Raw genomic sequence first — 24972 nt, 5'->3', positions numbered from 1 at the left:
TAAAAACACAATATCACAAGTAGTATGTGTGGTAAATATGTCTGATCTACTAGCTAGTCTTCTCAAGCTCTGTGAAAGCTTTAAAATAGAGATAGAGCAACTAAAAGCAGAGATAAAGAGGTTAGAGATAGAAAACGAAAATTTTAGATCTGAGAATAAGGCGCTAAGAATCGAAAATGCTGAATTGAAAGAAAGACTAGGTCTGAATTCACAAAATTCATCGATACCGAGCTCAAAAGAGTTATACAAGCTAAAGAAGAAAAAGAAAAAAAGTGACAGGAAAATAGGGGCACAGATTGGGCATGAAGGAAAGTATCGCCCTAAAATGGAAGCAGATGAAGTGGTGAAAATAGAGTTCTTGCGAGTGCGGAGGAGAAATTGCGATATCGAAAGAGCCATACATTCATCAAAAAGTTGATTTGCCAGCTTATGTTGTGGAATACCAATGGCCGCTGTTGCAAGTGTGGAAAAAGAAAAAGTAGCAAGTTACCAGAAGGTGTTACTGCGGATACATTTGGTCCAAAAGTTAAGTCAACAATTGCGGCGCTGAGCGGATTTTACAAGAACTCGAAAAGAGAAGTAGCAAATATTATAAAAAATATTTTCAACCTGGACATCAGTGTTGGTAGCGTGTCAAATAGCGAGGCTAGAGTTGCAGAAAAATGCCAAGAAGCATATGAGCAAATCGAGCAAGAAGTAAGTAAAAGTGAAGTTCTGCATATCGATGAAACGAGCCATTATAACAAAGGTAAACTTGGCTGGTGTTGGATGTTTGCAAGCAATACGGCAAGTTTTGTAAAATTGACAGAATCAAGAGGAATGAAGGTTTTGCAAGACAGCACATTTTGCAATCGCAATAGTTTGATAGTAACTGATAGATATTCAGCCTACAACTACTTTAATGATAAGAAAAGGCAAATCTGCTGGGCTTATTTAATAAGAGATTTTGAAAGGCTGGCTCATAGCTGGAACATTGAAGTTAAGATTCTTGGCTGTTATGTAAGAGATGTCACTACTGAATTATTTGCACTAAAAAAAGCTTTACTAAAAAATGAGATAGATGTTTTTAGATTTACCAGACGTGCCAGAAAATTGCGAAAACGTACAAGGTATTACTTGAAGCCGTTTACCTGAAGCAATTGGAGCTTCTCGAGTTGCAAAAAATATTTTGAAATCTGAAAGAATAATGTGGAATTTTTTAGATGACCCAGAAAACATTCCGCTGACAAATAACCATGCTGAACGGCAAATACGGCATTATGTCGTTTATCGCAAAAATTCATATTTTACCCAATCGAAGTGGGGAACTTGAACGGATAATTTCATTATACTTGACATGGAAACAAATGGGCTTTCCAAAACCTCTTATCTATCATCTCTCACACCGCTTAGCTGAACGGATACAACCCAAGAAAGGTTTTTCTACGTCATACCGCCGCGGTATCTCAGCATAGATTCCGCTAACGAGTAGCGGAATGACGAATTTGTTGTTTTTCAAATTGTAGGTAAACCTAAGCCACTTTAGCTATATAGGGTCACAACGATGGATTTTTAAGATCGTTTACGGCTTTCTTAATGTCTTCAGCCTTGAATATCGCCGATCCCGCAACTAAAATATCTGCACCTGCTTTTATTATATCAGCTGCGTTAGAAAAGTTAATTCCACCATCTACTGAAATTTGTGTTTTAAGATTACGCTCCTGTATCATTTTTTTTATAGTAGATATCTTGTTCAACTGTGAATGAATAAATTCCTGCCCTCCAAAGCCAGGGTTGACTGTCATAATCAGCACAATATCTAGCTCATGTATTATATATTCAAGCACACTTGGGGAAGTTGAAGGAACAATTGAGACTCCAGCTTGAATCGGTTTTTTTGCATCGTTTACATTTTTGTATGACTTTATCTTTCTTATCAACCTCTCAAGGTGTATCTCTGCTTCTGCATGTACAGTGATAATATCAGCACCAGCATTTATAAAGCTTTCAATGTGGTTACCAGGAGATTTGACCATTAAATGCACATCAAAAGGAAGATTGCTATATTTACGTATTGCAGAGACAACGCTAGGACCAATTGTAATATTTGGAACGAAATTCCCATCCATAACGTCTATGTGTATGTAATCTACACCTAAATCGCTAATTTTTCTTACTTCTTCTCCTAATTTTGCAAAGTCTGCTGAAAGTATAGAAGGTGCAATTTTAATACTCATGAGCTGCCTTTTTTACTAAAAAATAACTTATTTTTAAACTCTGTCACCCTAAACACCATCTAAGTAGCTAGAGAAGCTGGATACCGATATCGGTATGCCTATTTAACTAGATCTTAAATTAGATAAAAAAAGGTAGTCTTGATAAAACTTATTTACAGCAAGTTTTTTTACATTTGGACTTTCTGTTTGTTCTTTTTTGTACCCTAATTTATAGCTTATTGAATCCTTGTATAAACTGATCGTTTTGTATGCTTTGTTCATCTCTCTAGGAAAGATGCCATTAGCAATTACGACGCATAACCCTGTAGCTGTTGCAAAAGCTAGAGTGGTAAATGCTAGATTTTGTAAAAAATTCCTTCCACTAACTTTTTTTTCCTGTATATTAGCAGAGTGCGATTTGTTTGACACTTCTTCTAGATATTCATGCCATATGTGATTGCAGTTCGTACATTTTACCTTTCTTCCAGATGCACCTATTTGCTTAGGAGATACTAAGTAAGTTTTAGTACAACTATTACATTGTATTTTCATAGCACTTACATATAAGTAGTAACAAGCCCAAATGATACGAGCTACAAATTTAATATCAATATATATATAACAAATGGAAGGTTTGCAACTAAAAAAAACACAGAGTGAGATAGAAGATATTTGGAAAAATAGAGAAAAATTTAATGACTGTAATCTAAAGAAAACAGCAAGAATAGCAATTAAAGAGGTAATTGAGCTCCTTGATAGTGGCAAAATTAGAGTAGCAGAAAAGCTATCAAGTGGAGAATGGGTAGTACATAAGTGGATAAAGCAGGCAATATTATTACATTTTCTCACCGAAGAAAATAAAATAATAGATAATACTAATTGCTGGTTTGACAAGATCGGTAACAAATTTAGTGAATGGAATGAGGAGAAATTTCGCCAGTTAAAAATTAGAGCAGTTCCTGGGTGTTTTGTTCGCCGATCTGCTTATATAGGTACAAATGTTGTTCTAATGCCAAGTTTTATCAACGTTGGTGCATATGTTGATTCAGGAACAATGATAGATACCTGGTCAACGATTGGTAGCTGTGCGCAAATAGGAAAAAACTGTCATATTTCCGGTGGAGTGGGAATAGGTGGAGTTCTTGAGCCTATTCAAGCTTCACCTGTCATTATAGAAGATAATTGCTTTATTGGAGCACGTAGCGAAGTGGCCGAGGGTGTGGTAGTGAGAGAAGGATCAGTCCTTGGCATAGGTGTGTTTATTGGGGCATCAACAAAGATTATTGATAGAGAAACTAGCAAGGTATTTTACGGCGAAGTGCCACCTTATTCTGTAGTGGTACCAGGGTCTATTCCATCTAAAAATAATATTTCAACCTATTGTGCAGTCATAGTAAAAAAAGTGGATGAAAAGACGAGATCGAAAATCTCTATAAATGAAATATTGAGGGATTAAACTATCTTACTCCTTGTCGTCACTTTTTTTATCATTATTACTAACCACAGTAATGGCATACGCGCATAACTCTGAGAAAGAGACTCCATTTTCTTGAGATAGTTTATATAATTTTTGTAGACTTTCTTTTACTTTATTAGGAATATTCCCTCCACGTTCTTTTACAAGCCAGGAATCTTGATGATGAATTGGATGAGCATCACTTTTTGGATTTCCTATGTATATTGCAAAAGGTGAACTTTGTCCTTTGAAGTCACATTGTACAGTAAATTTTTTTATAGATTCAGCCATCTAAAGACCTCTACTTTTCTTTTTGGTCGATTTTATAGCAGGTGGAAGAGGTGGTTTCTTTATAAAATCTTGTCTATTGACAACACTTTCTCTACCTTCCAAAGCTCGGCGAACATCAGCTCTGCTTAATTGCGACTCTTTTGCTACCTTCATTCCATGCTTTGCCATAATATTAGCATATGCTAGTACTTTTTTTACCAATGCTAGATCACCATCTAGCATTTGAACTAGCACTTGAAACACTTCCGCTAAAGTTAGCCCATCAGCATTTATAACCTTGTTTTCTATAAAATTGACAGCTTCTTCAAATTTGTATTCAATACTATCATCTTGAGCTATAAGGACAACATAATCGGTGTTTTTGTCGTCCATAACTGAAGCACTATTACTCACAAACTTAAGTGTATACTATATATATAAATACTCTACTATTTTATATTATGGCACGCTATAGTTAAACATTTATTAATAACATGCTCACTTATATACACGAATTAATTGACAAAAGTCAAGGATCAATATCCATCAGTGATTTCATGAATGCCGTTTTGTACCATGAAAAATACGGCTATTATACAAGTAAATTACCGCTTGGTAAGGATGGTGATTTTACTACCGCACCTGAGATCAGCCAATTATTTGGTGAAGTAATTGCAGTTTGGATAATGCATACATGGGAAAAATTAGGAAAGCCATCAAAATTTTCTCTAGTTGAACTTGGGCCAGGCAAAGGAACACTCATTCACGATATAATAAGAGTCACTAAAAAATACAGCAGCTTTTTTAATTCAATGTTGATCCACTTAGTTGAAATAAGCCCTACTTTACGGAAGATACAAAAGGAAAAATTAAAAAGCTTAGATGTTAATTGGCACAAAAATATTGACAACCTACCAGAACAACCAACCATTTTTTTAGCAAATGAGTTCTTTGACGCTCTTCCGGTAGATCAGTTTGTTTACCGCGATGGGCAGTGGTATGAAAATATGGTGACAAAACAAGATGATGGCAGTCTCTTGGTGTCATGCCAGTGCGTGACACTGGAATCCAGAAAAAAAGAATCATGGATTCCAGTGTCAGCTACTCAGATGACAAATGGAAAATTCTTTAATGGTGCAGTGGTGGAAATATGTTCAGTTGGGGTTGAAATATTAAAAAAACTTGAGAAGAAGATATATAATAATAAAGGAGCTGCTTTGATTGTAGATTACGGTTATGTATACCCCGCATATAAGAGCACTTTGCAATCGATAAAACAACATAAGTATGCTAATTTTCTTGAGAATGTTGGTAATAGTGATATTACCGCACTTGTGAACTTTCAAGCGTTAAGAGATTCATTAAAGCATGTAGATTGTGAGATTTTAACTCAAAGGGAATTTTTATATCTTTTTGGCATAAAAGAAAGAACCCAGGCTTTAATGAAAAGCGCAAGTGATGAACAAAAGAATAGGATCTTTAGTGAATTCCTAAGGTTGACTGAAAATATGGGCACTCTTTTTAAAGCAATGCTATTGATATAGCTAACCCAAGAAAGGTTTCCCTACGTCATACCGCCGCGATATCTCAGCATAGATCCCGCTAACAAGTAGTGGGATGACGAGCTTACCGTCATGCCGCCGCGAACCGTCATACCGCGATTCATTCGCGGTATCTCAGCCGCTAACAAGCAGCAGTTCTACGTCATACCGCCGTGGTATCTTTTAGCATAGATCCCGCTAACACGTAGCGGGATGACGAGCTTATCGTCATGCTGCCGCGAACCGTCATACCGCCACGAACTGTCATACCACCACGAACCGTCATACCGCGATTCATTCGCGGTATCTCTAGATCCCGCTAACAAGCAGCGGGATGACGGTTGTCTCCTAGCTGTCATCCCAGTACTGGTAGACTCAAATCACAATGCTCGTATAGCTGCAACCCTGGAGGTACTGTTTCTCACCCACTGCAAATATTGCACGGTACTATCCACTTGATCATCGTGTCGAGTTTCAGGAAACATTAAAATCTCATACTCAAAATCGTTCAGCCATACTGCTTGGTGCGGCAGAAAAACCTTGCCAGACTCTATAATCGGAACAATTTGATAAAATCGAGTGAGTTTGTCATCATGTGGTACTATTTCGATAATTGGTAAATCACTGTTTGTCTTTAGCTCTTGCACCAATTGCTGACCACTTGTTTTTGCTTCGATTAAAATTGCGTGCGGTGTCCATCTTGCAGCTAGTGACAGAACTTGCTCTTTAAGCTTTGGATACTCAAGCTTTGCGCGATATACATCGAGTAAATAGAATTTATTGCCCACTTTTGTCCAGGTGGTGCAGACGCTAAAGTTGCTCATGCTGCTTGTTGAAACCGCAGTATCCCAACTTTGTGTTATATGCGAGAGATTATCAGGAAATTTTTTATAGCGTTTCAACCACTCTGGTTTAATTATACCACTTGAAAGCGGCAGAGGGTTTTGTTGATATTGAGCAGCAAAAGCGTAACTCCCAAGTTCAACCTTTATCATCTCAATTTCTTCTTTTCCTCCATCTAGGGGATATAGCAACTGACTTTCTTCTCTTGAATATAATATCCTTACAGGTGACGCTGGTTTATTATATAATCGCCTGGTCGCACAGTGCTGAGCTACTCGGATGACAGGAACGGGAGGCATTGGCTTTTTGATTGAATAAATAACCTGCTTATTTTCAGAAATCATTGGCAAACAAATATGATGCCATATGTTTTTTGGCTTGGAGAGAAGGTGTCCAGTTAAGTCCTCCTGGTGTAGCCTGTGCATTACAAGAACGATGACTCCTTTTTTTCTATCGTTCAGCCTGGTTACTAAAGTCTGATCAAACCAGTTTATGGCACGCTTTCTAAGCGTTTCACTCAAAGCTTGAGCAGAACTGAGCGGATCGTCCACAATGATAAAATCACCACCTTCACCAGTTAGTGTTCCACCAACTGATGTTGCGATTCTGTATCCTCTCTGCACTGTTTGAAATTTATATTTTGTATTCTGGTCTTTGGATAGTTCTATCTCTGGAAATAGCGCTCTATACCAACTAGACTGCATTATGCATCTTGTATCGAGCGAGTGCTTTTCGCTGAGCCGCTGAGAATAACTTGCAACTATTATTCTCGCAGTTGGTTGGTTTCCCAGTATCCATGCGGGCCACGCAACACTAGCGCACAGGGACTTCATTGAACGCGGAGGCATATTGAATATTATTCGCCTCATTTTGCCAACATTTGCCGCTTCAAGTCTGTCTGCTATGACTTTTATATACTGATAATCATTATACTCACACCCCGGCACCACCGTTTGAAAGCACAGTTCAATGAATTTTAGAAAGTTCATGATATAATGTTGAAACCAACGCGTGACGCTGGGATGACAAAAAAAGGAGCACTGAAGGCTATAGGTGAGACGTCGCGGTATCTCTAGATCCCGCTAACAAGCAGCGGGATGACGAATTACTATGCCGCCGCGAACCGTCATACCGCCGCGGTATCTCAGCCGCTAACAAGTAGTGGAATGACAACAATCCTACGTCATACCGCCGCGGCGCTAACAAGAGATCCCGCTAACAAGCAGCGGGATGACGAATTACTATCTACACCGTCATACCGCCGCGGTATCTCTCAACATAGATCCCGCTAACAAGTAGCGGGATGACGGTTGTCGTTTAGCCATAAATATTAAGAAATTTACTAAATGAAAAAAAAGGCAAAAGAAGCCCTGGGGTTATTATCTGCTTTAAAATATTGGCGTTTTTTATGTTTTAAACGCTTGACAAGCGAGATTCAGCCGCTTTTAATTGCAACTAACTTACGCTGCAAATGTTTAAGAAATTTACTAAGCAGAAAAAAAGACAAAGAATCCCCGAGTTAGCTAGTCTTTTACTATCTCTGTCGAGTATTGGCATTTTTTGATGTCTTGTAACGCTTTATAAGCGCGTTCAGCTTATTTAGATAAAAATCTAGATGTAGATGAAGTTTTGTAAAGACATACAGTATCTATATACTGCAAAAAATTGAACATAAGACGCCGATACATTAAGTAATCCTTACCTTTTAATCTGCAGATTGGCGAAAGCAAATACAATAGCTTCACTGTTATGATAAGGGGGCTGGCGAAGGGTGTCAAGGAAGTTTTTTGCAATATCAGGGGATAATTTCGACCATAAATCCCTATCAATAAATTTTAACAAAAATACTTCAGTGCATTTTCAAATATAAGCATTCCATCACCATATTTTGGCATAGCCACTCCTAAACGTTTACATTTTTCTTTTTCAAGAGGCCAATTATCTTGCTGAGTAAAAAATATTCCCCTTTCTGGATGGGGCATTAAAGCCAATACTCTCCCACTTTTATCTGATAAAGCTGCCAGATCGTATGTAGATCCGTTTGGATTGTGAGGAAATTGTAGGTTAGCGTAGTTGCCATTTTCATCAATGTAACGTAATGCGGCGGAATTGCTCTCAATCAATTGGTTCAAAGTATCTTGATCCATAAAAAATTTGCCTTCCCCATGAGCAATAGGGAGATATAGTTCACTCAGGCCCCGTAGCCAAACAGAATTACTCTTTGAATTAACTCTCACTCTAATCCAACGGCATTGATAATTGCCTATATCATTATGGATTAAAGCTAGATTAGAGAACTCTGGAATTAATTTTACTAATATCTGACAACCATTACATATTCCTATAATCAGCTTGTCCTGAGATAAAAACTCTTGAAACTCATCCAACAAGTTGTTTTTAATGCGTAAAGCAAATGCATTACCAGCACCAGTGTCATCACCATAGGAAAAACCCCCTGGAATTGCAAGTATATTGCTTAATTTCAGTTCACCTGGATTATCTATGATATCGTTAATGTGAACGATTTTTACTTCAATATTACCAATACCAAGTTTTCTGCTGCATTCCATAAATGCAAATGCAGTTTCTTTTTCGCAATTTAAGCCATAACCAGATAAGACTGTGATTTTCATGAATTGCTAAAAATTAAAAAATTCGAATTTCCTTTTTACAAAATTTGCTACTAAATTTAACGCAAATAACACCAATAATAAAGCTATAATTGCGATAGCAGCAAGTTCAACAAATGCAATTTCAGGATTGCTTGACCATATGTATATTTGCACAGGTAGAACAGTTGCCGGATCGAAAAAGGACGTAGGTGTATCAGCAATAAATGCCACCATACCCATCATAAGTAAAGGAGAAGATTCACCTAAAATCCTTGCAATTGCAAGCACAGTACCATGTATTATTCTTGGTAACGCAATCGGTAAAGAGTGATCTAATATCACCTTGATGTGAGGTGCACCGAGCGCAAACGCTGCATCTTTTATCGTAATAGGAACATTCGCAAAGGCATTTTTTGTTGCAATTATAATATTAGGTAACATCATAAATGAAAGAGTCATTCCACCAACAAGTGGTGAAGAGCGTGGTAGCCCAAATATGCCAAGATAGAGAGTTAAGCCCACTACACCAAATATTATTGAAGGCACTGCAGCAAGATTATTTATGCTAATTTCTACAATATTAGTCATTAGCCTATTTTTAGGCATAAATTCGTAAAGACAGATGCCCGACATAATTCCTATTGGTAATGCTAATGCTAGGCACACTATAATTGTCATTAATGAACCGATAAACGCTCCTAAAATCCCTGCATTCTCAGGTTCACGAGAGTCAGATTTAAGGAATAAAGACTTATTAAAAAATTTTTTCACTCTCCTCTTTTCTTTTAGCCAATCAAGTAATTTAGCATAACGATCATTCAAATATTTATCTTTATTTATTGAATTAATTATACTTGACGCGGTAAACCAGATCTCATATTCACCACTATCTTTTACTTTCTTACGAAAAAATTTCTCTAGTTCTTTGTAAGAATTACGACTTAAAATTTCGTCACCGTCTTTAAAATCAGTTCCTCCAAACACCTTACGTAAAGAATCGTTGAGTAAGCCAATGGACTTATACCGCAAATCACTAGGATTACTCGCCAAAGTAAGATCAGCATTTATTTCAACTGGCAATAAAATTTTCGTTACTGTTAAGGCACTGTAAGAGTTAACTAATATACTCAACAATATACACACAGGACAGCCAAGTGAGATAACTAGTGCCGTGAAAGAACAAAAGCGTAGCGCTCTGTTCTTTTTATTTTTCCTTTTTATACGAGCATGTACACGCCTTGACTGAAGTAATTTAAGGAATTTTTTCTTTATACTCATTTATTTTTCCTGGATCCCATCGTCAAGCCCACAGCTGTACAAACGTCCAGTTTAATAACCGTTGATGTCATTCCCTATTGTATCTACTTAGATTTCTTTTTAACATAAGTAGTACGTTCTTTGATCCTTGCAGCTTTTCCAAATAGTTTGCACAGATAATACAGTTTTGCTCTACGAACCTTTCCTTTTCTTGTCACTTGCACTGAAACCAGTGCAGGAGAATAAACAAAAAACTGAGACACTATACTTTCTCCATGGCTAACTTTTCTGACTGCAAAAGAAGAATGTAACCCGCGGTTCCTTTTTGATATACATACACCTTCAAATATCTGTATACGTTCACTTGTACCGTCAACTACTTTAAAAGTGACCTTCAAATCATCGCCAGGACGAAATTCTGGTATTTCTTTAGCTAACACTTGCATTTGCTGTTCGTTAAATTTTTTAAGTAAATTTGTCATTTATCTCTCCACTCAATAATTCAGGCCTACGCTTTTTTGTTATAACATGAGACTGCTTCTGCCTCCAATCACTTATTTTTTTGTGATTGCCAGATAACAAAACCTCAGGTACTTTATATCCCTTCCACTGCTCAGGTCTAGTATATTGAGGATATTCAAGTACACCACCACCATAATTAAAACTTTCTTCAGTAATACTATCGGTATTATTTACTACACCTGGAAGAAGTCTAATGCATGCATCAAGAACCACCATTGCAGCTGGCTCACCTCCTGAAAGTATATAATCTCCAATACTTAACTCATAAGGAGTATACGCATCAATTATCCTTTGGTCAATACCTTCAAATCGACCACACAATATTGTTATATGAGGAAACTCTAATAATTCTCTGGCAATATTCTGATTAAACTTAGCTCCAGATGGAGTCATGTAAATAAACTTAGTGTTTTTATGAACAGAGAGCATACTATCTACTGCATCACCAACTACATCAGAACGCATAACCATTCCTGCTCCACCTCCATATGGAACATCATCCACAGTTGAATGTTTATCTTTCGCAAAAGAACGAATATTTATTACTTCAAGGTTCCATATTTTTTTTTCTAACGCTTTTCCGGCAAGAGAATAGTTCAAAAACCCCGGGAACATTTCTGGAAATATGGTTAATATTGTAACATTGAATGCCATTAAGGTTTATTTTAAGTTATTTGGGGCTATACTCTAAGAACAGTAAATTGATATAATATATAGTTAAATTAAACATGTCACTGAATAAAACGATATACGAAGGTAAAGCGAAAGCCATTATTGAAACTGAAGATTCATCAACTGTCATACAGCACTTTAAAGATGATGTCACAGCATTCAATAAGGAAAAATATGAAATTATTGAGGGCAAAGGAATAATTAATAATCATGTTAGTGCTTTTATCATGGAAAAGCTCGAAGAAGCAGGAATTAGCACGCATTTTATAAAAACTCTGAATGAAAGAGAACAGCTAGTCAAAAAGCTCAAGATAATACCTCTTGAGGTGGTAGTTAGAAATGTTGCAGCTGGCAGCTTTTGCAAACGTTTTAATATCAAAGAAGGTGAGAGGCTTGCATCTCCTATAATCGAGTTTTTTTACAAAAATGATGACCTAGCCGACCCAATGGTAAATGAAAATCACATACTGTATTTTGATTGGCTATCTAGCAAAGAAATGGATGAAGTAAAAACTACAACTTTAAAGATCAATGAAATCCTAACTGATTTATTCTCAAATGCAGGCATAGATCTAGTTGACCTTAAATTGGAATTTGGCAGATTGATAAATGACAGTACTAAAATCATTTTAGCCGATGAAATCAGCCCTGATAACTGCAGGTTATGGGATAAAAATACTTATAAAAAGCTAGATAAAGACGTCTTTCGTTTGAATTTAGGAGATTTAAAGGAAGCATACCTAGAAGTTGCAAAAAGACTGTCAGTAAAGTTAGGTTAACTAAATACTACTCTATCAAGTGGAGGGTTACATGCCTCATCAAGTTTTCCAATAATTTCAATTTTTTCTCCATGTTTTTGGAAATGATTTTTCACGTTTTGCATATTCTCAGAACTTACGATCAATACCATACCAATACCACAATTAAATGTTTTTAGCATTTCTTTCTTCTCTATTTTACCCTCCTTTGTTAGCCATAAAAATATATCTGGCCATTTCCAGGAATTAATGTCTATGTTTGCAAATAAGTTTTTTGGAAGAATTCGCGGAATATTGTCTACCAAACCACCACCCGTGATGTGCGCAATACCTTTTACTTGTGACATGATAGGCAGCAAAGAATCAACATATATTTTTGTTGGTTCAAGTAGTATTTCACTCCAAGATTTATTATTCCATAGAGATGTATCGTTATAATTTATACCTAAGCTTTTGAAAACATGGCGCACTAAAGAAAACCCATTTGAGTGAATTCCACTTGACTCTAAGCCAACTATATAATCACCTGCTTTCATCATACTACAGTTTGGAAGAATTTGCTTTCGATCAACTACACCAACCACAAACCCTGCAAGGTCATAGTGATTATTACCATACATTCCAGGCATTTCTGCAGTTTCCCCACCAACCAATGCTATTTTAGCTTGCTTGCACCCCTCTGCAATGCCCTTAACCACAGATAATAAAACATCTTTGGTCAAAACGCCTGTTGCAAAGTAATCAAGGAAAAACAAAGGCGTTGCTCCTTGTGCAAGTAAGTCATTTACACACATTGCAACTAAATCTATACCTATAGTATCATGTTTATTCACTTCTTGAGCTATCAACAGTTTCGTACCTACTCCATCAGTTGAGGAAACGAGTACTGGATGGTCATACTTCTTACTTAGTGCAGCAAAATCAAATAACGCAGAAAATGAACCTATTTCGCTGATTACTTCTTCTCTAGTAGTTTCTTGAGCAATAGGCTTGACTTCTTTTATTAACTTATTATATAGTTCAATATCTATTCCTGATCTGGTATAAGTATTCATAATCCTTTTATAAATTTTAAAATTGTTAATACTATATTAATGCCTTGATATAAAAAGTGCAACGAAACTTTCTCTTAATTGACTATTATATACTTACCAATATAGGGTAACTTAAATCATTTATAATTATCCAATGAACGAAAATACCAAAAACATACTGTTAATAACGGAACTGCTATCAGGACGGCTGCTTCATGACTTTGCTAACTCTATGAATGGAATAACGTTTGGCGTAGAAGAGCTTGAAGTAATAGATAAGAATGATGCTGATGCGCAGAAGGAAGCGTTGTTGTTTCTTAAAGAAAGCTCCGATGATTTAATATATAAACATAAAGTTATGAAGCAGGCATATTCTTCTTCAATGGATAATTATAGCTTTGATAAGACCAAATCTAATATCGAAAATTATTTATTAAAAAAAAAGTAAAGCTTACGTGGAAAATAGACGCATACTCTGCAAAAAATAAGGAAGATTTAATTGAAAAGATAAATAAGATAATTTCTAATATGGTGCTAACTATAGCCAGTGCAGTGGCGGAAGTTGAACTAGTATCTGTTTTACTGAGTCAAACAGAAGATAAAATGCTATTAACTATAAAAATTCTAAATGAACACAAACCAATAAGCAAATCATTAGTAGACAAATTAATCAAAAAAAATGACACTAATTTAAATACAAAAGATATTAATATCTATATGACCTCTTTATTATTAGAGTACTATAACACTGAAATGCATTATACTTGCGAAAATAATTTGCTGGAAATAGGTTTAACTATAACTTGAGTTGCATATTTGGTTATTACAACTTTTTCTTCGTGTCAAGGCATTCCCCGACAAGGGGTACCAAATCTAATTTTTGTAATCACTTAAGTCTAGTACTATTTTATTAATGTAGCGCTCATTTGCATCTTTGATGATAAACTTCATACCATTTTTATATTTAATGACTTCATCTACAGAAGGCACTTTACCAGCAATCGAAAGAATCAAACCACCAAGTGTAACATAGTCTTCTTCAGGGTCACGTAATTCTATTTTTAGATCCTCTTCTATATCTTTTATAAGAGCCCTTGCTGATACTTCAAACTTATTTTGAGACAATTCAGTAATGGTATATTCTGAATTTATTTCGTTTTCACTATCAATGTTTGGTATTAGTTCCTCTATAAGATCAGTCATTGAAATTAAACCATCAGTTCCACCATATTCATCCAATACGATAGCTAAGCATGATTTAGAAGAGTTCATCCTAACAAAAAGATTAGTTGTCTTCATCGAGGGTGGAACAAATATTACGCTTTGTATAATATGTTTCAGATTAAAATTTTTATCCCTATTAAAAATAACATCTTTTACATAAAAAAAGCCTATTACGTTATCAAAGTTATTTTTATAAATTGGTATTTTAGTGTGGCAAGTGTTTTTTATCTTCTTTATTATTTCACGCTCGCTTGACTCAATGTCTACTGCGCATATCTCTGTACGTGGAGTCATTATATCCATTATACCACAATCGCGGAATTTTAATAGACCATTAAATATATTAAGGTCTGGCAGATCTTTCATTAATGCCTCAGTCGCACACTTTTTCAACACAGAAGCTTTTTTGAAAAGGAAGAGAAAAATTCTATATGCTATTTTTTCTACTAAGGTTCTTTTTTTACTCAATTTATTCCCTGTAATGGCAAAAACGTTTTCAGATTAGATTTATCAAGAAAACTGTTATTAAATGTTTAATAAGCATGTGAATAATGTCAAATTAATTTGTGAATTATTTGTTGATATAAAATACCAACAATTGATCAACAACTTTTTCAACAACATATACATAGTTGTGTAACAATGCATGATGGTAAAGTATTTTCCATAAAAGAAAATTACTAACACTCTAAACACCTTACTTATACACATAAATCATAACAGAAAATCAATAATATACGAAAGTTACTCACATATTTATCCACAAGTTGAACAACGCCAATTTTTACTGAATTTTAAGTTAGTAACAAGTTATTGATAGAACTATTATTATTGCTATACTTTAATATACAAAAGAATAAACAGAATAGATTGGAAAGCGGCAAAACAACAATAGCGAAAATTATTAAGAGAAATGAGCCGGGTGGAAGAGTGCCTATCTGGCTAATGCGTCAGGCTGGCAGGTCTCTTCCTGAGTACTGCAAAGCAGTAGAAAATATGAATAATTTTATGGAGATATGCTACAACACAGATTTAGTGACAGAATTGACGTTACAGCCGGTGACAAGATTTGACATGGATGCGGCGATAATTTTTTCAGACATTTTAATAATAGCTGATGTTTTGGGTTGTGACGTGAATTTCGTACGCGGTGTAGGTCCAATAATAAAACCCGTGGAAAGTCCTAAGGAATTGAAGGGTCCACAAGAAATTGAAACTAAAACCTTACCAATTCTAAACGCTATAAAAAAAGTCAGAAGCCAATTACCAAAGGAAAAATCTCTCATAGGATTTGCTGGTGGACCATGGACAGTAGCCTCATACATCATAGAAGGTGGGAGCAGCAAAACTTTTTCCAAAGTATTAAATTTTTATCCTTCGTGTTTGAAGGAAATAATTGAACGAATAACGGAAGTAACGATTATTTATCTAATTAAACAGATAGAATTTGGAGCAGATGTTATTCAGCTATTTGACAGTAATGCTGGTGCGTTATCGGAACCATTGTTTAAAGAATATGTTATCGAACCAACAAAGAGAATTATCTTGGCAATAAAGGATAGATTTTCTGATTTTCCAATAATAGGTTTTCCAAGGTCTGCTGGAAATCTTTATAAAGATTACTGCGAACAAACAGGTGTATCTGCAGTAAGTATAGATTATAATGTTCCAATAAAATGGGCGAAAGCGAATCTAAACATCCCTCTACAAGGAAACCTTGATCCTAATCTTTTAGCCTATAATAAAACGGAAGCAATCAAAGAAGCAAAACGTATAATAGATTGCTTTAGAGATTTACCCTTCATATTTAATCTCGGACATGGAGTACTCCCTGATACTCCAGTTGAAAATATTGCTGCGTTGGTAAACCTGGTAAAAAGCTACTAATACAATACACAAAATTCCTAGCTTTTTTGTTGTACGGGGTTTATCATTTAAATTTAGCTTCAGTAAAATATGTCAGACCTTGCAAAAAGAATGTTCCTAATAAAACCATCACCTACGATTGCTGTAACTGATAAGGCAAATAAGTTGAAAAATGAAGGAAAAAAGATCTGTGTTTTAGCTGCAGGAGAACCGGATTTTGATACTCCAGATCATATAAAAAAAGCAGCTATTCAAGCAATAAGTGAAGGTAAGACTAAATATACTGCTGTTGATGGAACGCGTGAGCTGAAAGAAGCAATAATTAATAAGTTAAGAAAGGATAATAACCTCGAGTACACGCTTAACCAAATCTGTGTTGGTACAGGTGCTAAGCAGGTGTTATTCAATTTGTTCATGGCAACAATTAACTCTGGAGATGAAGTTATTATTCCAGCTCCTTATTGGGTTTCATATGTTGATATGGTAAGTCTTTTTGGCGGCTTGCCAGTTGTAGTAGAATGCAAACAAAATTTTAAACTGACAGCGGAATTATTGAAAAGCAGGATAACTAAAAAAACTAAATGGTTAATTCTTAACTCACCGAACAACCCTGCAGGAGCTGTGTACACATGTGATGAATTGAAAGACATAGCACAAATATTGCTTGAATATCCACATATGAATGTCGTTACAGATGATATTTATGAGCATATAATATACGACGAAAAGTTTTTTACTATCGCTCAGGTTGAGCCGAAGCTTTATGATAGAGTTTTTGTAGTCAATGGAGTATCAAAAGCCTATGCAATGACAGGCTGGAGAATAGGGTATATTGCAGGTAGAAGTGATGTGGTAAAAGCTATCTCTACGCTGCAGTCTCAAAGCACTTCTAATCCAAATTCGATAGCACAAGCAGCAGCAGCAGCAGCATTAAACGGTGATCATAGTTTTTTGAAAGAAAGAACAAGGATTTTTAAGAGTCGTAGAGATTTTATGGTGAAAGAGCTAAATTCTGTCCCGGGATTATCAGCGTCTGTTCCACAAGGTGCGTTTTATTTATTTGTCTCATGTGAAGGATTGCTCAGTAAAAGCACAAAAAGTGGTAAGATAATAAATAATGATTTAGATTTTACTGAATACTTACTGGGAGATCATTTGGTTGCTGTGGTTCCAGGAATTGCATTTGGTCTAGAAAATTTTATCAGAATTTCTTATGCAACCTCTCAGGAACAATTAGAAATTGGATGTGATAGTATTACTAAAGCGTGCCAGGAGTTAAAATGAAATAGACTATCCATTAATTACCCATTTCACCGCGTCAAAAATATTCACTAAGGTTATCTTGAATGCTCTAATTTGTGTTTTTCTATGGAAGGCATTTTTATTGATTGAGCAAGTGTCTTTCTAATATTAAATTCCTCATTTTTTTCATTTTGTTGCAGTAAGTTAATGTTATTTATTTTATTTACTAAATCTTTCCCCTTTTCCAGAGTCTTTAAATCACTTTCGTTAATGTGATGTTCATTGTAAAATTCTGCAACAATTTCTTTTCTTTTCGGATAAGTATTTAAAAATTCCAACACCTGATGTTTAGCAACAGCTTGAATAAATTTCTTATTAAATCTTGAATCGTTATATAGATCTTCTAAATTTTCATCGTAGTGTTTTGCTTCATTTACAGCAAGCTTTATTATCTCTTCTATACCACTTAGAAGTTTCCTATACAATTTGTCGTATCTATTGCCTAGCACGTGTGTAGCGAATGTTTGTTCAATGTATTTTGTTATGTAATTTTGCAGCGTATTATCTATCGTGCTTATATTCATCAGCCTGCTTTAATATTATATTAACTATTTTACACATAAAAAGGTTAATATTGAATTAATAGAATACTTCTGAAGTCAAATTTTACTGAAAATTATGGTATTTAAGATATAATTGTCAGCATGAAATAAAAACATAAATAAAATGGATCTTGTAACAAAAGTGAAGCTCAAGATAAAGATGAATAAGGGTAAAATCATAAATATACTTATCATTTGTGGTGTAATTTTTTTTATATACCTTATTCATGAGCCAGTTGTAGATATGGTAGAAAAAATTATAAGTAAAATAAAAGGTCTCTTTTAAAAATAGAAAAAGTGAACTTTTTCCATCATCCAAACTTGAACCTGGAAAATTTAGTTAATGCATAAACTACTTATGTTGGCTATGAGTTCAACTGTATAAAATTCCGGTAAATTAAAATAAGTATTCATAAAAATATTGTTTTCTATAAACAGAGTATCTATAATACTAGCTTTGGGGTAAAGTATTGCAGAGGAATTTTTAATCTGGTTGTTGGCGTCACTGTTTTATGCATACCAATATATATTACGCGTAATTCCAAATATTATAATTCCTGAATTGGTAGTAAGGTTTAATATAGGAACAACAGAAATAGGACAATTTTGTGGACTGTATTATGTAGGTTATGTGTTAGCACATATTCCTGTAGGTATTCTTTTAGATAGATTTGGTTCTAAAATTGTTATACCGATTTGTATTGCATTAACATCTTTAGGTGCTTTACCTTTAGTCAGTTCTAATGATTGGAGTTATTCTATTATTGGAAGAATAATTACTGGTATTGGATCCTCTGCTTCAGTACTTGGACTCTTTAAAATAATAAGTATTTATTACCGTAGAGAAAAATTTGCCATGATGTTTAGTATATCAGCTATTATTGGCATCTCAGGTGGTGTATTTGCCACTAAACCGTTACATATCTTATTTAATAAGTTTGGGTGGGACTATGTGTTTGTTACATTTATAACACTGGGATTGTTGCTTGCTCTTGTTTCCTTTATGTTTATACCCAAAATTGATACTTCAGAAGAAAGATTAAATATTAAAAGTTTAAGTGAAGTTATATTCAATAAAAATGTTCTATTAATAAGTTTATTTGGTGGCTTTATGGTTGGACCATTGGAAGGGTTTACAGATGTATGGTCTGCAACATTCTTGCATGAGATGTATGCTATAGATAGACAGGTTGCATACAATATTTCAAAATGGATACTGATAGGCTTTGGTTTTGGATATTTATCACTTTCTTACTTACTAGAAAAAAACCAACCAAACACTATGAGATAATAATTTCTTGTGCTATGGCTATGATAATTGTGTTTTTATTACTTTTTATATGTAACATTAATTCACTTTTAGCATCCATATTACTATTTATAGTTGGTTTTGCTTCTGCGTACCAAATTGTTTTGACTGCCAAAGTTGTAAATCTTGTGAAGGATGATGCGGTAGCAAGTGCAGGATCTGTAAGTAATGCTATAGTTATGAGTTTTGGCTATTTTTTTCATACCGTTATTGCAAATATAATGAATTTTTATTGGGATGGTAAGATCGTTGATGAAAAACCGCTTTATGGAGCCGATGTAATGGTTAAATCTATGTTAATAATACCTATATGTTTACTAATAGGTATGATAGGCTTTTGGCTACTTAAAGTTATAAGCTGTAAAAAGAGCTAAGCAGATTTAGATGATTAATATAGTATTGTTTTTTATAACTAAAGTATCTATAATCCTAAATTTTAGCTGAGATTCATGTTGCAGAGGAATTTTTTAGTCTGGCTGTTGGCGTCACTGTTTTATGCATACCAATATATATTACGCGTAATTCCAAACATAATTGCGCCTGAATTGATAACAAAATTTAACATAAGTATTACAGATGTTGGCCAGTTTGGTGGGTTATACTATGTAGGCTATACGCTGGCTCACATACCTATTGGTCTTGCTCTTGACAAATTCGGGCCAAAATTTGTTTTGCCTATTTGTATTATCTTAACATTTACCGGAACATTACCACTTATATGCTTTGATGAGTGGTATTATTCAATACTTGGCAGAATAGTCGTTGGAATTGGGTCATCCGCTTCAGCAATTGGGCTTTTTAAAGTTGCAAGCATGTATTTTGCGCAAGAAAAATCAGCAAGAATGGCCAGCTTATCTATAATTATAGGAATTTTGGGAGGGATATGTGGCGGGTTACCTTTAGACTTCTTACTCGATAAATTTGGCTGGAATTATGTTATCTATACATTCTCAGCATTTGGGTGTTTACTTGCTCTGTTGCTGTTCTTAGTAACGCCTGAAAGCAATGCTCAACAGGAAAAAGTTAGCATTAGAGACTTAAAAAACATACTTTTCAACAAGCATATTATTCTAATTAGCTTTTTTGGTGGACTCATGGTCGGTCCAATGCAAGGTTTTGCCGATGGTTGGGTGAAAGCATTCTTTTTTGAAGTATATAAAATGAATGAAGACTTGGCATCTTCTCTCTCTTCCGTAATATTGATAGGAATGTTAATAGGATCATTCTCTTTGGCTTATTTATTGGAAAAATATAAAAATAAGCATTATGAAGTTATTATTGTCTGTTCCTTTGCAATGATTGCTAGTTTCCTTTTACTTTTTACACAGGCTGGCGGATTGTATATTGTATTGCCTGCACTTCTTGTTATAGGTTTCGCTTCTGGATATCAAATAGTAACACTGTACAAAGCATTAAGTTATGTAAATAATAACTTAATAGGATTAACTACAGCTGTGTCAAATATGATAGTCATGGTTTTTGGCTATTTTTTTCACACTGGGATCGCAAAAATAGTAGATTTGTGTTGGGATAGAACAATAATACAAGGAAATCCTGTGTATGGTGCTGAATTGCTGATAAAAGCAACATCAGTTATTCCTGTATGTTTGCTGGTGGCTGTTTTTGGGCTCTTATGGTTAAAAAAGCAGGATAAGCAGTCTTAAAATTGCTTGTGCATCTTAAAATTAAAGCGAGGTTTGATCTATGATGAGTGTTTTAAAAAAAATCTGTGGCTCTAAAAATAGTTTAAAGTCTTTTGATAACGAGGTTTATCAGTCTATAGAAAAAGAATTACAACGCCAAAAATCACAATTGCAATTAATTGCATCAGAAAATTTTGCAAGCAAAGCGGTAATGGAGGCACAAGGCTCTTTTCTGACTAATAAATACGCAGAAGGTTATCCAGGTAAAAGATATTACTGTGGTTGTGAGCATGTGGACAAAATTGAAAGTCTGGCTATAGAGAGACTTTGTAAGTTGTTTGGTGTAAAATTTGCAAACGTTCAACCTCACTCTGGTTCTCAGGCGAATCAAGCAGTGTTTGCTTCACTACTTGCTCCAGGTGATACGATACTTGGATTGTCACTGAATTGCGGTGGGCATCTAACTCATGGTGCGGCACCAAGCCTTTCTGGTAAATGGTTTAAGTCAGTTCAATATACAGTGAATAAAGACACTTACTTGCTGGATATGGATGAGATAGAAAAGCTGGCGCTGGAGCATAAACCGAAATTGATCATAGCTGGTGCTTCTGCTTATCCGAGAAAAATGGACTTCAAACGCTTTCGCGAAATTGCAGATAAAGTTGGTGCTTATTTGCTTGCAGACATTGCTCACTATGCAGGGCTTATTGCAGCGGGCGAATATCCATCCCCTGCTGAATATGCACATGTTATGACTTCCACAACTCACAAAACTTTGCGTGGTCCTCGTGGTGGAATAGTGATGACCAATGATGAAGCATTACACAAAAAAATTCAATCTGCAGTTTTTCCAGGATTGCAGGGCGGGCCACTTATGCATGTGATAGCTGCAAAAGCTGTTGCATTTAAAGAAGCATTAGCACCAGAGTTTAAGACTTATAGCAAGAAAGTCGTGGAAAATGCGAAAGTGCTGGCTCAAGAATTGCAAAAGCATGGACTTGACATTATAACCGGTGGCACTGACTCTCATATAGTGCTAGTTGACTTAAGATCGCAGAAATTAACTGGAAAAGACGTTGTAGATAGCCTTGAGAGAGCCGGTATTACCTGTAATAAAAACTCTGTACCATTTGATACAGCAAAGCCGACCATCACTTCAGGGCTCCGTTTTGGCACCGCTGCTGAGACAACACGCGGACTTGAGGCAGAAAATTTTAAAGAGATAGCTGGTCTAATAAATGAAGTAATTCAAGGATTAATCAGCGGAAATAGCTCAAGTGTCGAAAAAGCAGTAAAAGCTAAAGTTGAAAGGATTTGTAGTAATTTTCCTATTTATTAATTTATGTGGTGTCATCCAAGTAGCTGGTAGAAACGAAAAAACTTACTTGACACCCTTCGCCAGCCCTCTTATCATGAAACTGAAGGTATTCATTTATCTTCAATCTGTGCAGATTAAACGACAACAGTATTACGTAATTGGCGTCTTATTTTTAATTTTTTGCACTATGCGCACCCTACCTCTTCACAACATTTCTGGGTTTTTACCTATATAAGCTGAAACGCGCTTATAAAGCGTTTAAGACAGTATAGCACGCCAATTTGCAGGATTAGAGAGTGACAACTAGCTAATACGGGATTTCTTTTGCCTTTTTTTCTGCTTAGTAAATTTCTTAAACATTTAAACTAAGATGAGTTGCATTTAAAAGCAGCTAAATTGCAGTGTTTAAGACTTAAAAAACGCCAATACTGAAAATAGACAATGACTAGGGCTTCTTTTGCCTTTTTTCGTTTGGTAAATTTCTTAATGTTTGTAGCTAACATGAACAAACATTTGAGAGTAACTTCTGCTAGTAGGGTGTCATCCCAGTGCCCAGACACTGGGATCCAGGAATTTTATTAAGTTGGTAAGCATAAAAGTAGCCGTTTTATGTTAAAATACAACATTTTAATGATTATGAAAAGGCTGGATTCCAGCGTCACGCGCTGGAATGACATTGTAGGGTGTTATCCGAGTCCTTTTTCCGTCATCAGAGGACCATATGACGTCATCCAAGTAGCGTGACTACTTGGATCTAAGCTGTATTACCAAGTCCAATTAAGTGCAGCATCATCACTTGTTGGAGGCTCAAAATACGGTTGTGACATTTCCTCTTGCACAGCTCTTTTAAATTCTGGACTTTGTATGCTTATCTTTGTTACATGCTCTTGTAAGGCTTTCTCAGCAGCTATTTCAGCAGCTGTTGGACTTTTACCATCTGCTCCTGTCTCCCCTTGTGGGCCTTGAGCTCCATCTTTACCATCTGCTCCTTTAGGACCAGTGGCTCCTGTCTCTCCTTTTAGCCCTTTACCTCCTAAGAACACCTTTGCTGTTTGGTCATTTTTGTCACCATACGCTGTGTCAGTAGCATCAAGAAATCCTCCTAATTTATCCACTAAAATTGATTTGTCGCCGTCTTTTGCATCAAATATAGCATTCACGACATCTTTCGCTGCAGCTTTTGTTTTAAGCTCTGTAGCTTTAACAAAAGCAGTCTCTGCAGCAGTTTTAGTGTAAACTTCATCGGCTGGAGCAGCTTTAATATATACCTTATTTGTAAAATCAGGAGAAGCAGTTATAGCATCCACAACAGGCTGTTTTACTACTTCTGTTTTTAGCGTATCTGTAAGTCCTAAAGTTTTAACAAATGCATCACCAACACCTTTTTTGGTATAGATACCTTTATCATCAGCACCTTTTGCTAATTCTGGTATTAAAGCATCCACAACAGCTTTTTTTGCAACTTTTGTTGCAAGATCTGCAGTTTTAACAAACGCAGTATCTGCATCATTTTTAGTGTATACTTTATCGGTAAAATCAGTAGAAGCAATTATAGCATCCACGACATCTTTTGCTGCAGCTTTTGTTTTAAGCTCTGTAGCTTTGACAAAAGCAGTATCTGCATCAGTTTTAGTGTAAACATCTGCAGTATTAGCTTTGTTGGCTAGATCAGCTGCACCAGCTTTCTCTCCTAGCTCAGCATCGACGTAATTCTTGTCAGCTTTTTTTGCCAACTCATCATTTACATTTCTTTTAGTGTAAACATCTGCAGTATTAGCTTTCTTTCTCAACTCATCATCCACACCTTTTTTAGTATATATACCTTTATCATTAGCACCTTTATTGAGTTCCACTATCAATTTTCCTAAAAAATTTTTGTTAGTTGCAAGGTTTTCTATTGTATCTATTGTACTCAATTTTTCACTCAACGCCATATCACCCTCCATTAATTACAAAAACCATAGCATGCATGAAAATAGTATAATTTTCGTTAATGTTAGATTTTACATAAGATTTCCTTGAAACTTGTTGTTTCAGAATTCTTCTCTTGTCATTCAAGTGTGTAGCAGATGATGTCATTCCAGTCTGGAATCCAGCCTTTATTATGCAGCCACTTATTTAAAGTTAAGTTTTCTGGATCCCAGTGGGCTTTGTTGCATCGCTAGCTATAATGGATTAAAGATAAAAAAGGTGGAGAATATCAGTAGCTTATTATTCTGGTATTTATAACAAGAACGGTCAGTGAATACCTAAATTTGAGTAAAAGAAATTTCACTACCATTTACCAATCCGGCTAAAATTCAAGAATTTCAATGCTTTAGCTATTTTCAATAGAATTAAATTTATTAATATAAATAACAAATTACTATTCTTAAATTTGATCAGATTGATTGCAAAAAAAACAAGATTTTCAATAAGTTGCTTATAATCCTAACTATAGTTAGCCTTTCATAAGTAGCGATGCAACAAAGCCATCCCAGTGTCTGGGCACTGGGATGACACCGAAGGGGCTACTCGGATGACAAACCCTGTCATTCCAGGGCGTGACGCTGGTTTCCATCCAAGACGGCAGTGCTTGACACTGGAATGACAAGAAGAGGGCACTGCC

The 24972-nt window shown here is 35.4% G+C and carries 24 protein-coding genes and 2 pseudogenes; 12 read left to right on the top strand and 14 right to left on the bottom strand.

Annotated features, from left to right (window positions below; genetic code table 11):
• Positions 1-37 precede the first annotated feature (37 nt).
• Positions 38-1392 (top strand): annotated as a pseudogene (tnpC, locus tag OPR39_RS05600) (IS66 family transposase).
• A gap of 143 nt (positions 1393-1535) precedes the next feature.
• Here tnpC and rpe read toward each other — a convergent pair.
• Together rpe and OPR39_RS05590 are read right to left on the bottom strand one after the other, a co-directional pair.
• Complete coding sequence (rpe, locus tag OPR39_RS05595; protein ID WP_015589163.1) at positions 1536-2216, bottom strand: ribulose-phosphate 3-epimerase; 681 nt, start codon at positions 2214-2216, stop codon at positions 1536-1538.
• A 102-nt stretch (positions 2217-2318) separates the two neighbouring features.
• Complete coding sequence (locus OPR39_RS05590; protein ID WP_010962781.1) at positions 2319-2747, bottom strand: zinc-ribbon domain-containing protein; 429 nt, start codon at positions 2745-2747, stop codon at positions 2319-2321.
• Positions 2748-2820: 73 nt separating this feature from the next.
• On the opposite strand from OPR39_RS05590, the gene dapD reads away from it, so the two are divergent.
• Positions 2821-3651 (top strand): 2,3,4,5-tetrahydropyridine-2,6-dicarboxylate N-succinyltransferase, encoded by an 831-nt coding sequence (gene dapD / locus OPR39_RS05585; protein WP_015589164.1) that lies wholly within the window; start codon positions 2821-2823, stop codon positions 3649-3651.
• A 6-nt stretch (positions 3652-3657) separates the two neighbouring features.
• Here the strand turns inward: dapD and OPR39_RS05580 are convergent, their stop codons facing one another.
• Positions 3658-3942 (bottom strand): DUF2610 domain-containing protein, encoded by a 285-nt coding sequence (locus OPR39_RS05580; RefSeq protein ID WP_010962783.1) that lies wholly within the window; start codon positions 3940-3942, stop codon positions 3658-3660.
• Positions 3943-4314 (bottom strand): hypothetical protein, encoded by a 372-nt coding sequence (locus OPR39_RS05575; RefSeq protein ID WP_041573529.1) that lies wholly within the window; start codon positions 4312-4314, stop codon positions 3943-3945.
• 101 nt (positions 4315-4415) lie between these two features.
• Here OPR39_RS05575 and OPR39_RS05570 point away from each other — a divergent pair, with 101 nt between their 5' ends.
• Positions 4416-5465 (top strand): class I SAM-dependent methyltransferase, encoded by a 1050-nt coding sequence (locus tag OPR39_RS05570; protein ID WP_015589166.1) that lies wholly within the window; start codon positions 4416-4418, stop codon positions 5463-5465.
• 377 nt (positions 5466-5842) lie between these two features.
• Here OPR39_RS05570 and terL read toward each other — a convergent pair whose 3' ends face one another.
• The 5 genes from terL to trmD all read right to left on the bottom strand — a co-directional run bounded on the left by terL (position 5843) and on the right by trmD (position 11350).
• On the bottom strand, positions 5843-7294 hold the full coding sequence (gene terL, locus OPR39_RS05565) for a phage terminase large subunit (protein WP_265038812.1): 1452 nt from the start codon (positions 7292-7294) through the stop codon (positions 5843-5845).
• A gap of 846 nt (positions 7295-8140) precedes the next feature.
• The gene (locus tag OPR39_RS05560) at positions 8141-8938 is read right to left on the bottom strand and encodes a phosphoribosylformylglycinamidine synthase subunit PurQ (RefSeq protein WP_141456644.1); all 798 of its coding nucleotides are present in this window, start codon (positions 8936-8938) and stop codon (positions 8141-8143) included.
• A gap of 6 nt (positions 8939-8944) precedes the next feature.
• Complete coding sequence (gene pstA, locus OPR39_RS05555) at positions 8945-10195, bottom strand: phosphate ABC transporter permease PstA (RefSeq protein ID WP_015589336.1); 1251 nt, start codon at positions 10193-10195, stop codon at positions 8945-8947.
• Positions 10196-10278: 83 nt separating this feature from the next.
• Positions 10279-10656, bottom strand: a complete 378-nt coding sequence (rplS, locus tag OPR39_RS05550) for a 50S ribosomal protein L19 (RefSeq protein WP_006279489.1) — start codon at positions 10654-10656, stop codon at positions 10279-10281.
• Positions 10640-11350, bottom strand: coding sequence for a tRNA (guanosine(37)-N1)-methyltransferase TrmD (gene trmD, locus OPR39_RS05545; protein WP_265039331.1), 711 nt, complete (start codon positions 11348-11350; stop codon positions 10640-10642). The genes rplS and trmD overlap by 17 nt, the downstream gene beginning before the upstream one ends.
• 74 nt (positions 11351-11424) lie before the next feature.
• Here trmD and purC point away from each other — a divergent pair, with 74 nt between their 5' ends.
• Positions 11425-12147, top strand: coding sequence for a phosphoribosylaminoimidazolesuccinocarboxamide synthase (gene purC, locus OPR39_RS05540; RefSeq protein WP_015589337.1), 723 nt, complete (start codon positions 11425-11427; stop codon positions 12145-12147).
• Here the strand turns inward: purC and purM are convergent.
• A complete protein-coding gene (gene purM / locus OPR39_RS05535) occupies positions 12144-13181 on the bottom strand; it encodes a phosphoribosylformylglycinamidine cyclo-ligase (protein ID WP_015589338.1) in 1038 nt (345 codons plus the stop codon). The two genes, purC and purM, sit on opposite strands and share 4 nt — an antisense overlap.
• A gap of 133 nt (positions 13182-13314) precedes the next feature.
• Between purM and OPR39_RS05530 the strand changes: the two genes are divergently transcribed.
• Both OPR39_RS05530 and OPR39_RS05525 read left to right on the top strand, forming a co-directional pair.
• Positions 13315-13608 (top strand): hypothetical protein, encoded by a 294-nt coding sequence (locus OPR39_RS05530; RefSeq protein ID WP_006280049.1) that lies wholly within the window; start codon positions 13315-13317, stop codon positions 13606-13608.
• A complete protein-coding gene (locus tag OPR39_RS05525; protein WP_158246746.1) occupies positions 13593-13967 on the top strand; it encodes a histidine phosphotransferase family protein in 375 nt (124 codons plus the stop codon). The genes OPR39_RS05530 and OPR39_RS05525 overlap by 16 nt, the downstream gene beginning before the upstream one ends.
• 66 nt (positions 13968-14033) lie before the next feature.
• On the opposite strand, the gene OPR39_RS05520 is transcribed toward OPR39_RS05525, so the two are convergent.
• Positions 14034-14852, bottom strand: a complete 819-nt coding sequence (locus OPR39_RS05520) for a transporter associated domain-containing protein (RefSeq protein WP_007549273.1) — start codon at positions 14850-14852, stop codon at positions 14034-14036.
• Positions 14853-15254: 402 nt separating this feature from the next.
• On the opposite strand from OPR39_RS05520, the gene hemE reads away from it, so the two are divergent.
• Complete coding sequence (gene hemE / locus OPR39_RS05515; RefSeq protein ID WP_265039444.1) at positions 15255-16271, top strand: uroporphyrinogen decarboxylase; 1017 nt, start codon at positions 15255-15257, stop codon at positions 16269-16271.
• A 69-nt stretch (positions 16272-16340) separates the two neighbouring features.
• Positions 16341-17534: a pyridoxal phosphate-dependent aminotransferase gene (locus tag OPR39_RS05510; protein ID WP_015589340.1), complete on the top strand. Its 1194-nt coding sequence runs from the start codon at positions 16341-16343 to the stop codon at positions 17532-17534.
• A gap of 53 nt (positions 17535-17587) precedes the next feature.
• Here the strand turns inward: OPR39_RS05510 and OPR39_RS05505 are convergent, their stop codons facing one another.
• Complete coding sequence (locus OPR39_RS05505) at positions 17588-18076, bottom strand: hypothetical protein (RefSeq protein ID WP_015589341.1); 489 nt, start codon at positions 18074-18076, stop codon at positions 17588-17590.
• Between the two features lie 142 nt (positions 18077-18218).
• On the opposite strand from OPR39_RS05505, the gene OPR39_RS05500 reads away from it, so the two are divergent.
• From OPR39_RS05500 to glyA, 4 genes and pseudogenes are all read left to right on the top strand, one after another.
• Positions 18219-18380 (top strand): hypothetical protein, encoded by a 162-nt coding sequence (locus tag OPR39_RS05500; RefSeq protein ID WP_006280042.1) that lies wholly within the window; start codon positions 18219-18221, stop codon positions 18378-18380.
• A 183-nt stretch (positions 18381-18563) separates the two neighbouring features.
• Positions 18564-19777, top strand: a pseudogene (locus tag OPR39_RS05495) (MFS transporter).
• A gap of 75 nt (positions 19778-19852) precedes the next feature.
• A complete protein-coding gene (locus OPR39_RS05490) occupies positions 19853-21067 on the top strand; it encodes an MFS transporter (protein ID WP_265039330.1) in 1215 nt (404 codons plus the stop codon).
• A 40-nt stretch (positions 21068-21107) separates the two neighbouring features.
• Positions 21108-22385: a serine hydroxymethyltransferase gene (gene glyA, locus OPR39_RS05485; RefSeq protein WP_015589344.1), complete on the top strand. Its 1278-nt coding sequence runs from the start codon at positions 21108-21110 to the stop codon at positions 22383-22385.
• A 743-nt stretch (positions 22386-23128) separates the two neighbouring features.
• Here glyA and OPR39_RS05480 read toward each other — a convergent pair.
• Positions 23129-24298 carry a collagen-like protein gene (locus tag OPR39_RS05480; protein WP_265039328.1) on the bottom strand — a complete coding sequence of 390 codons (1170 nt, stop codon included), beginning with the start codon at positions 24296-24298 and terminating at the stop codon, positions 23129-23131.
• A 514-nt stretch (positions 24299-24812) separates the two neighbouring features.
• Complete coding sequence (locus OPR39_RS05475) at positions 24813-24968, bottom strand: hypothetical protein (RefSeq protein ID WP_153296799.1); 156 nt, start codon at positions 24966-24968, stop codon at positions 24813-24815.
• Positions 24969-24972 lie beyond the last annotated feature (4 nt).

The organism is Wolbachia endosymbiont (group A) of Yponomeuta plumbellus (genome assembly GCF_947251575.1).
Lineage (GTDB): Bacteria > Pseudomonadota > Alphaproteobacteria > Rickettsiales > Anaplasmataceae > Wolbachia > Wolbachia pipientis.
The sequence above is the reverse complement of the archived record's forward strand: the minus strand, read 5'-3'. Positions and strand labels throughout refer to the sequence as shown.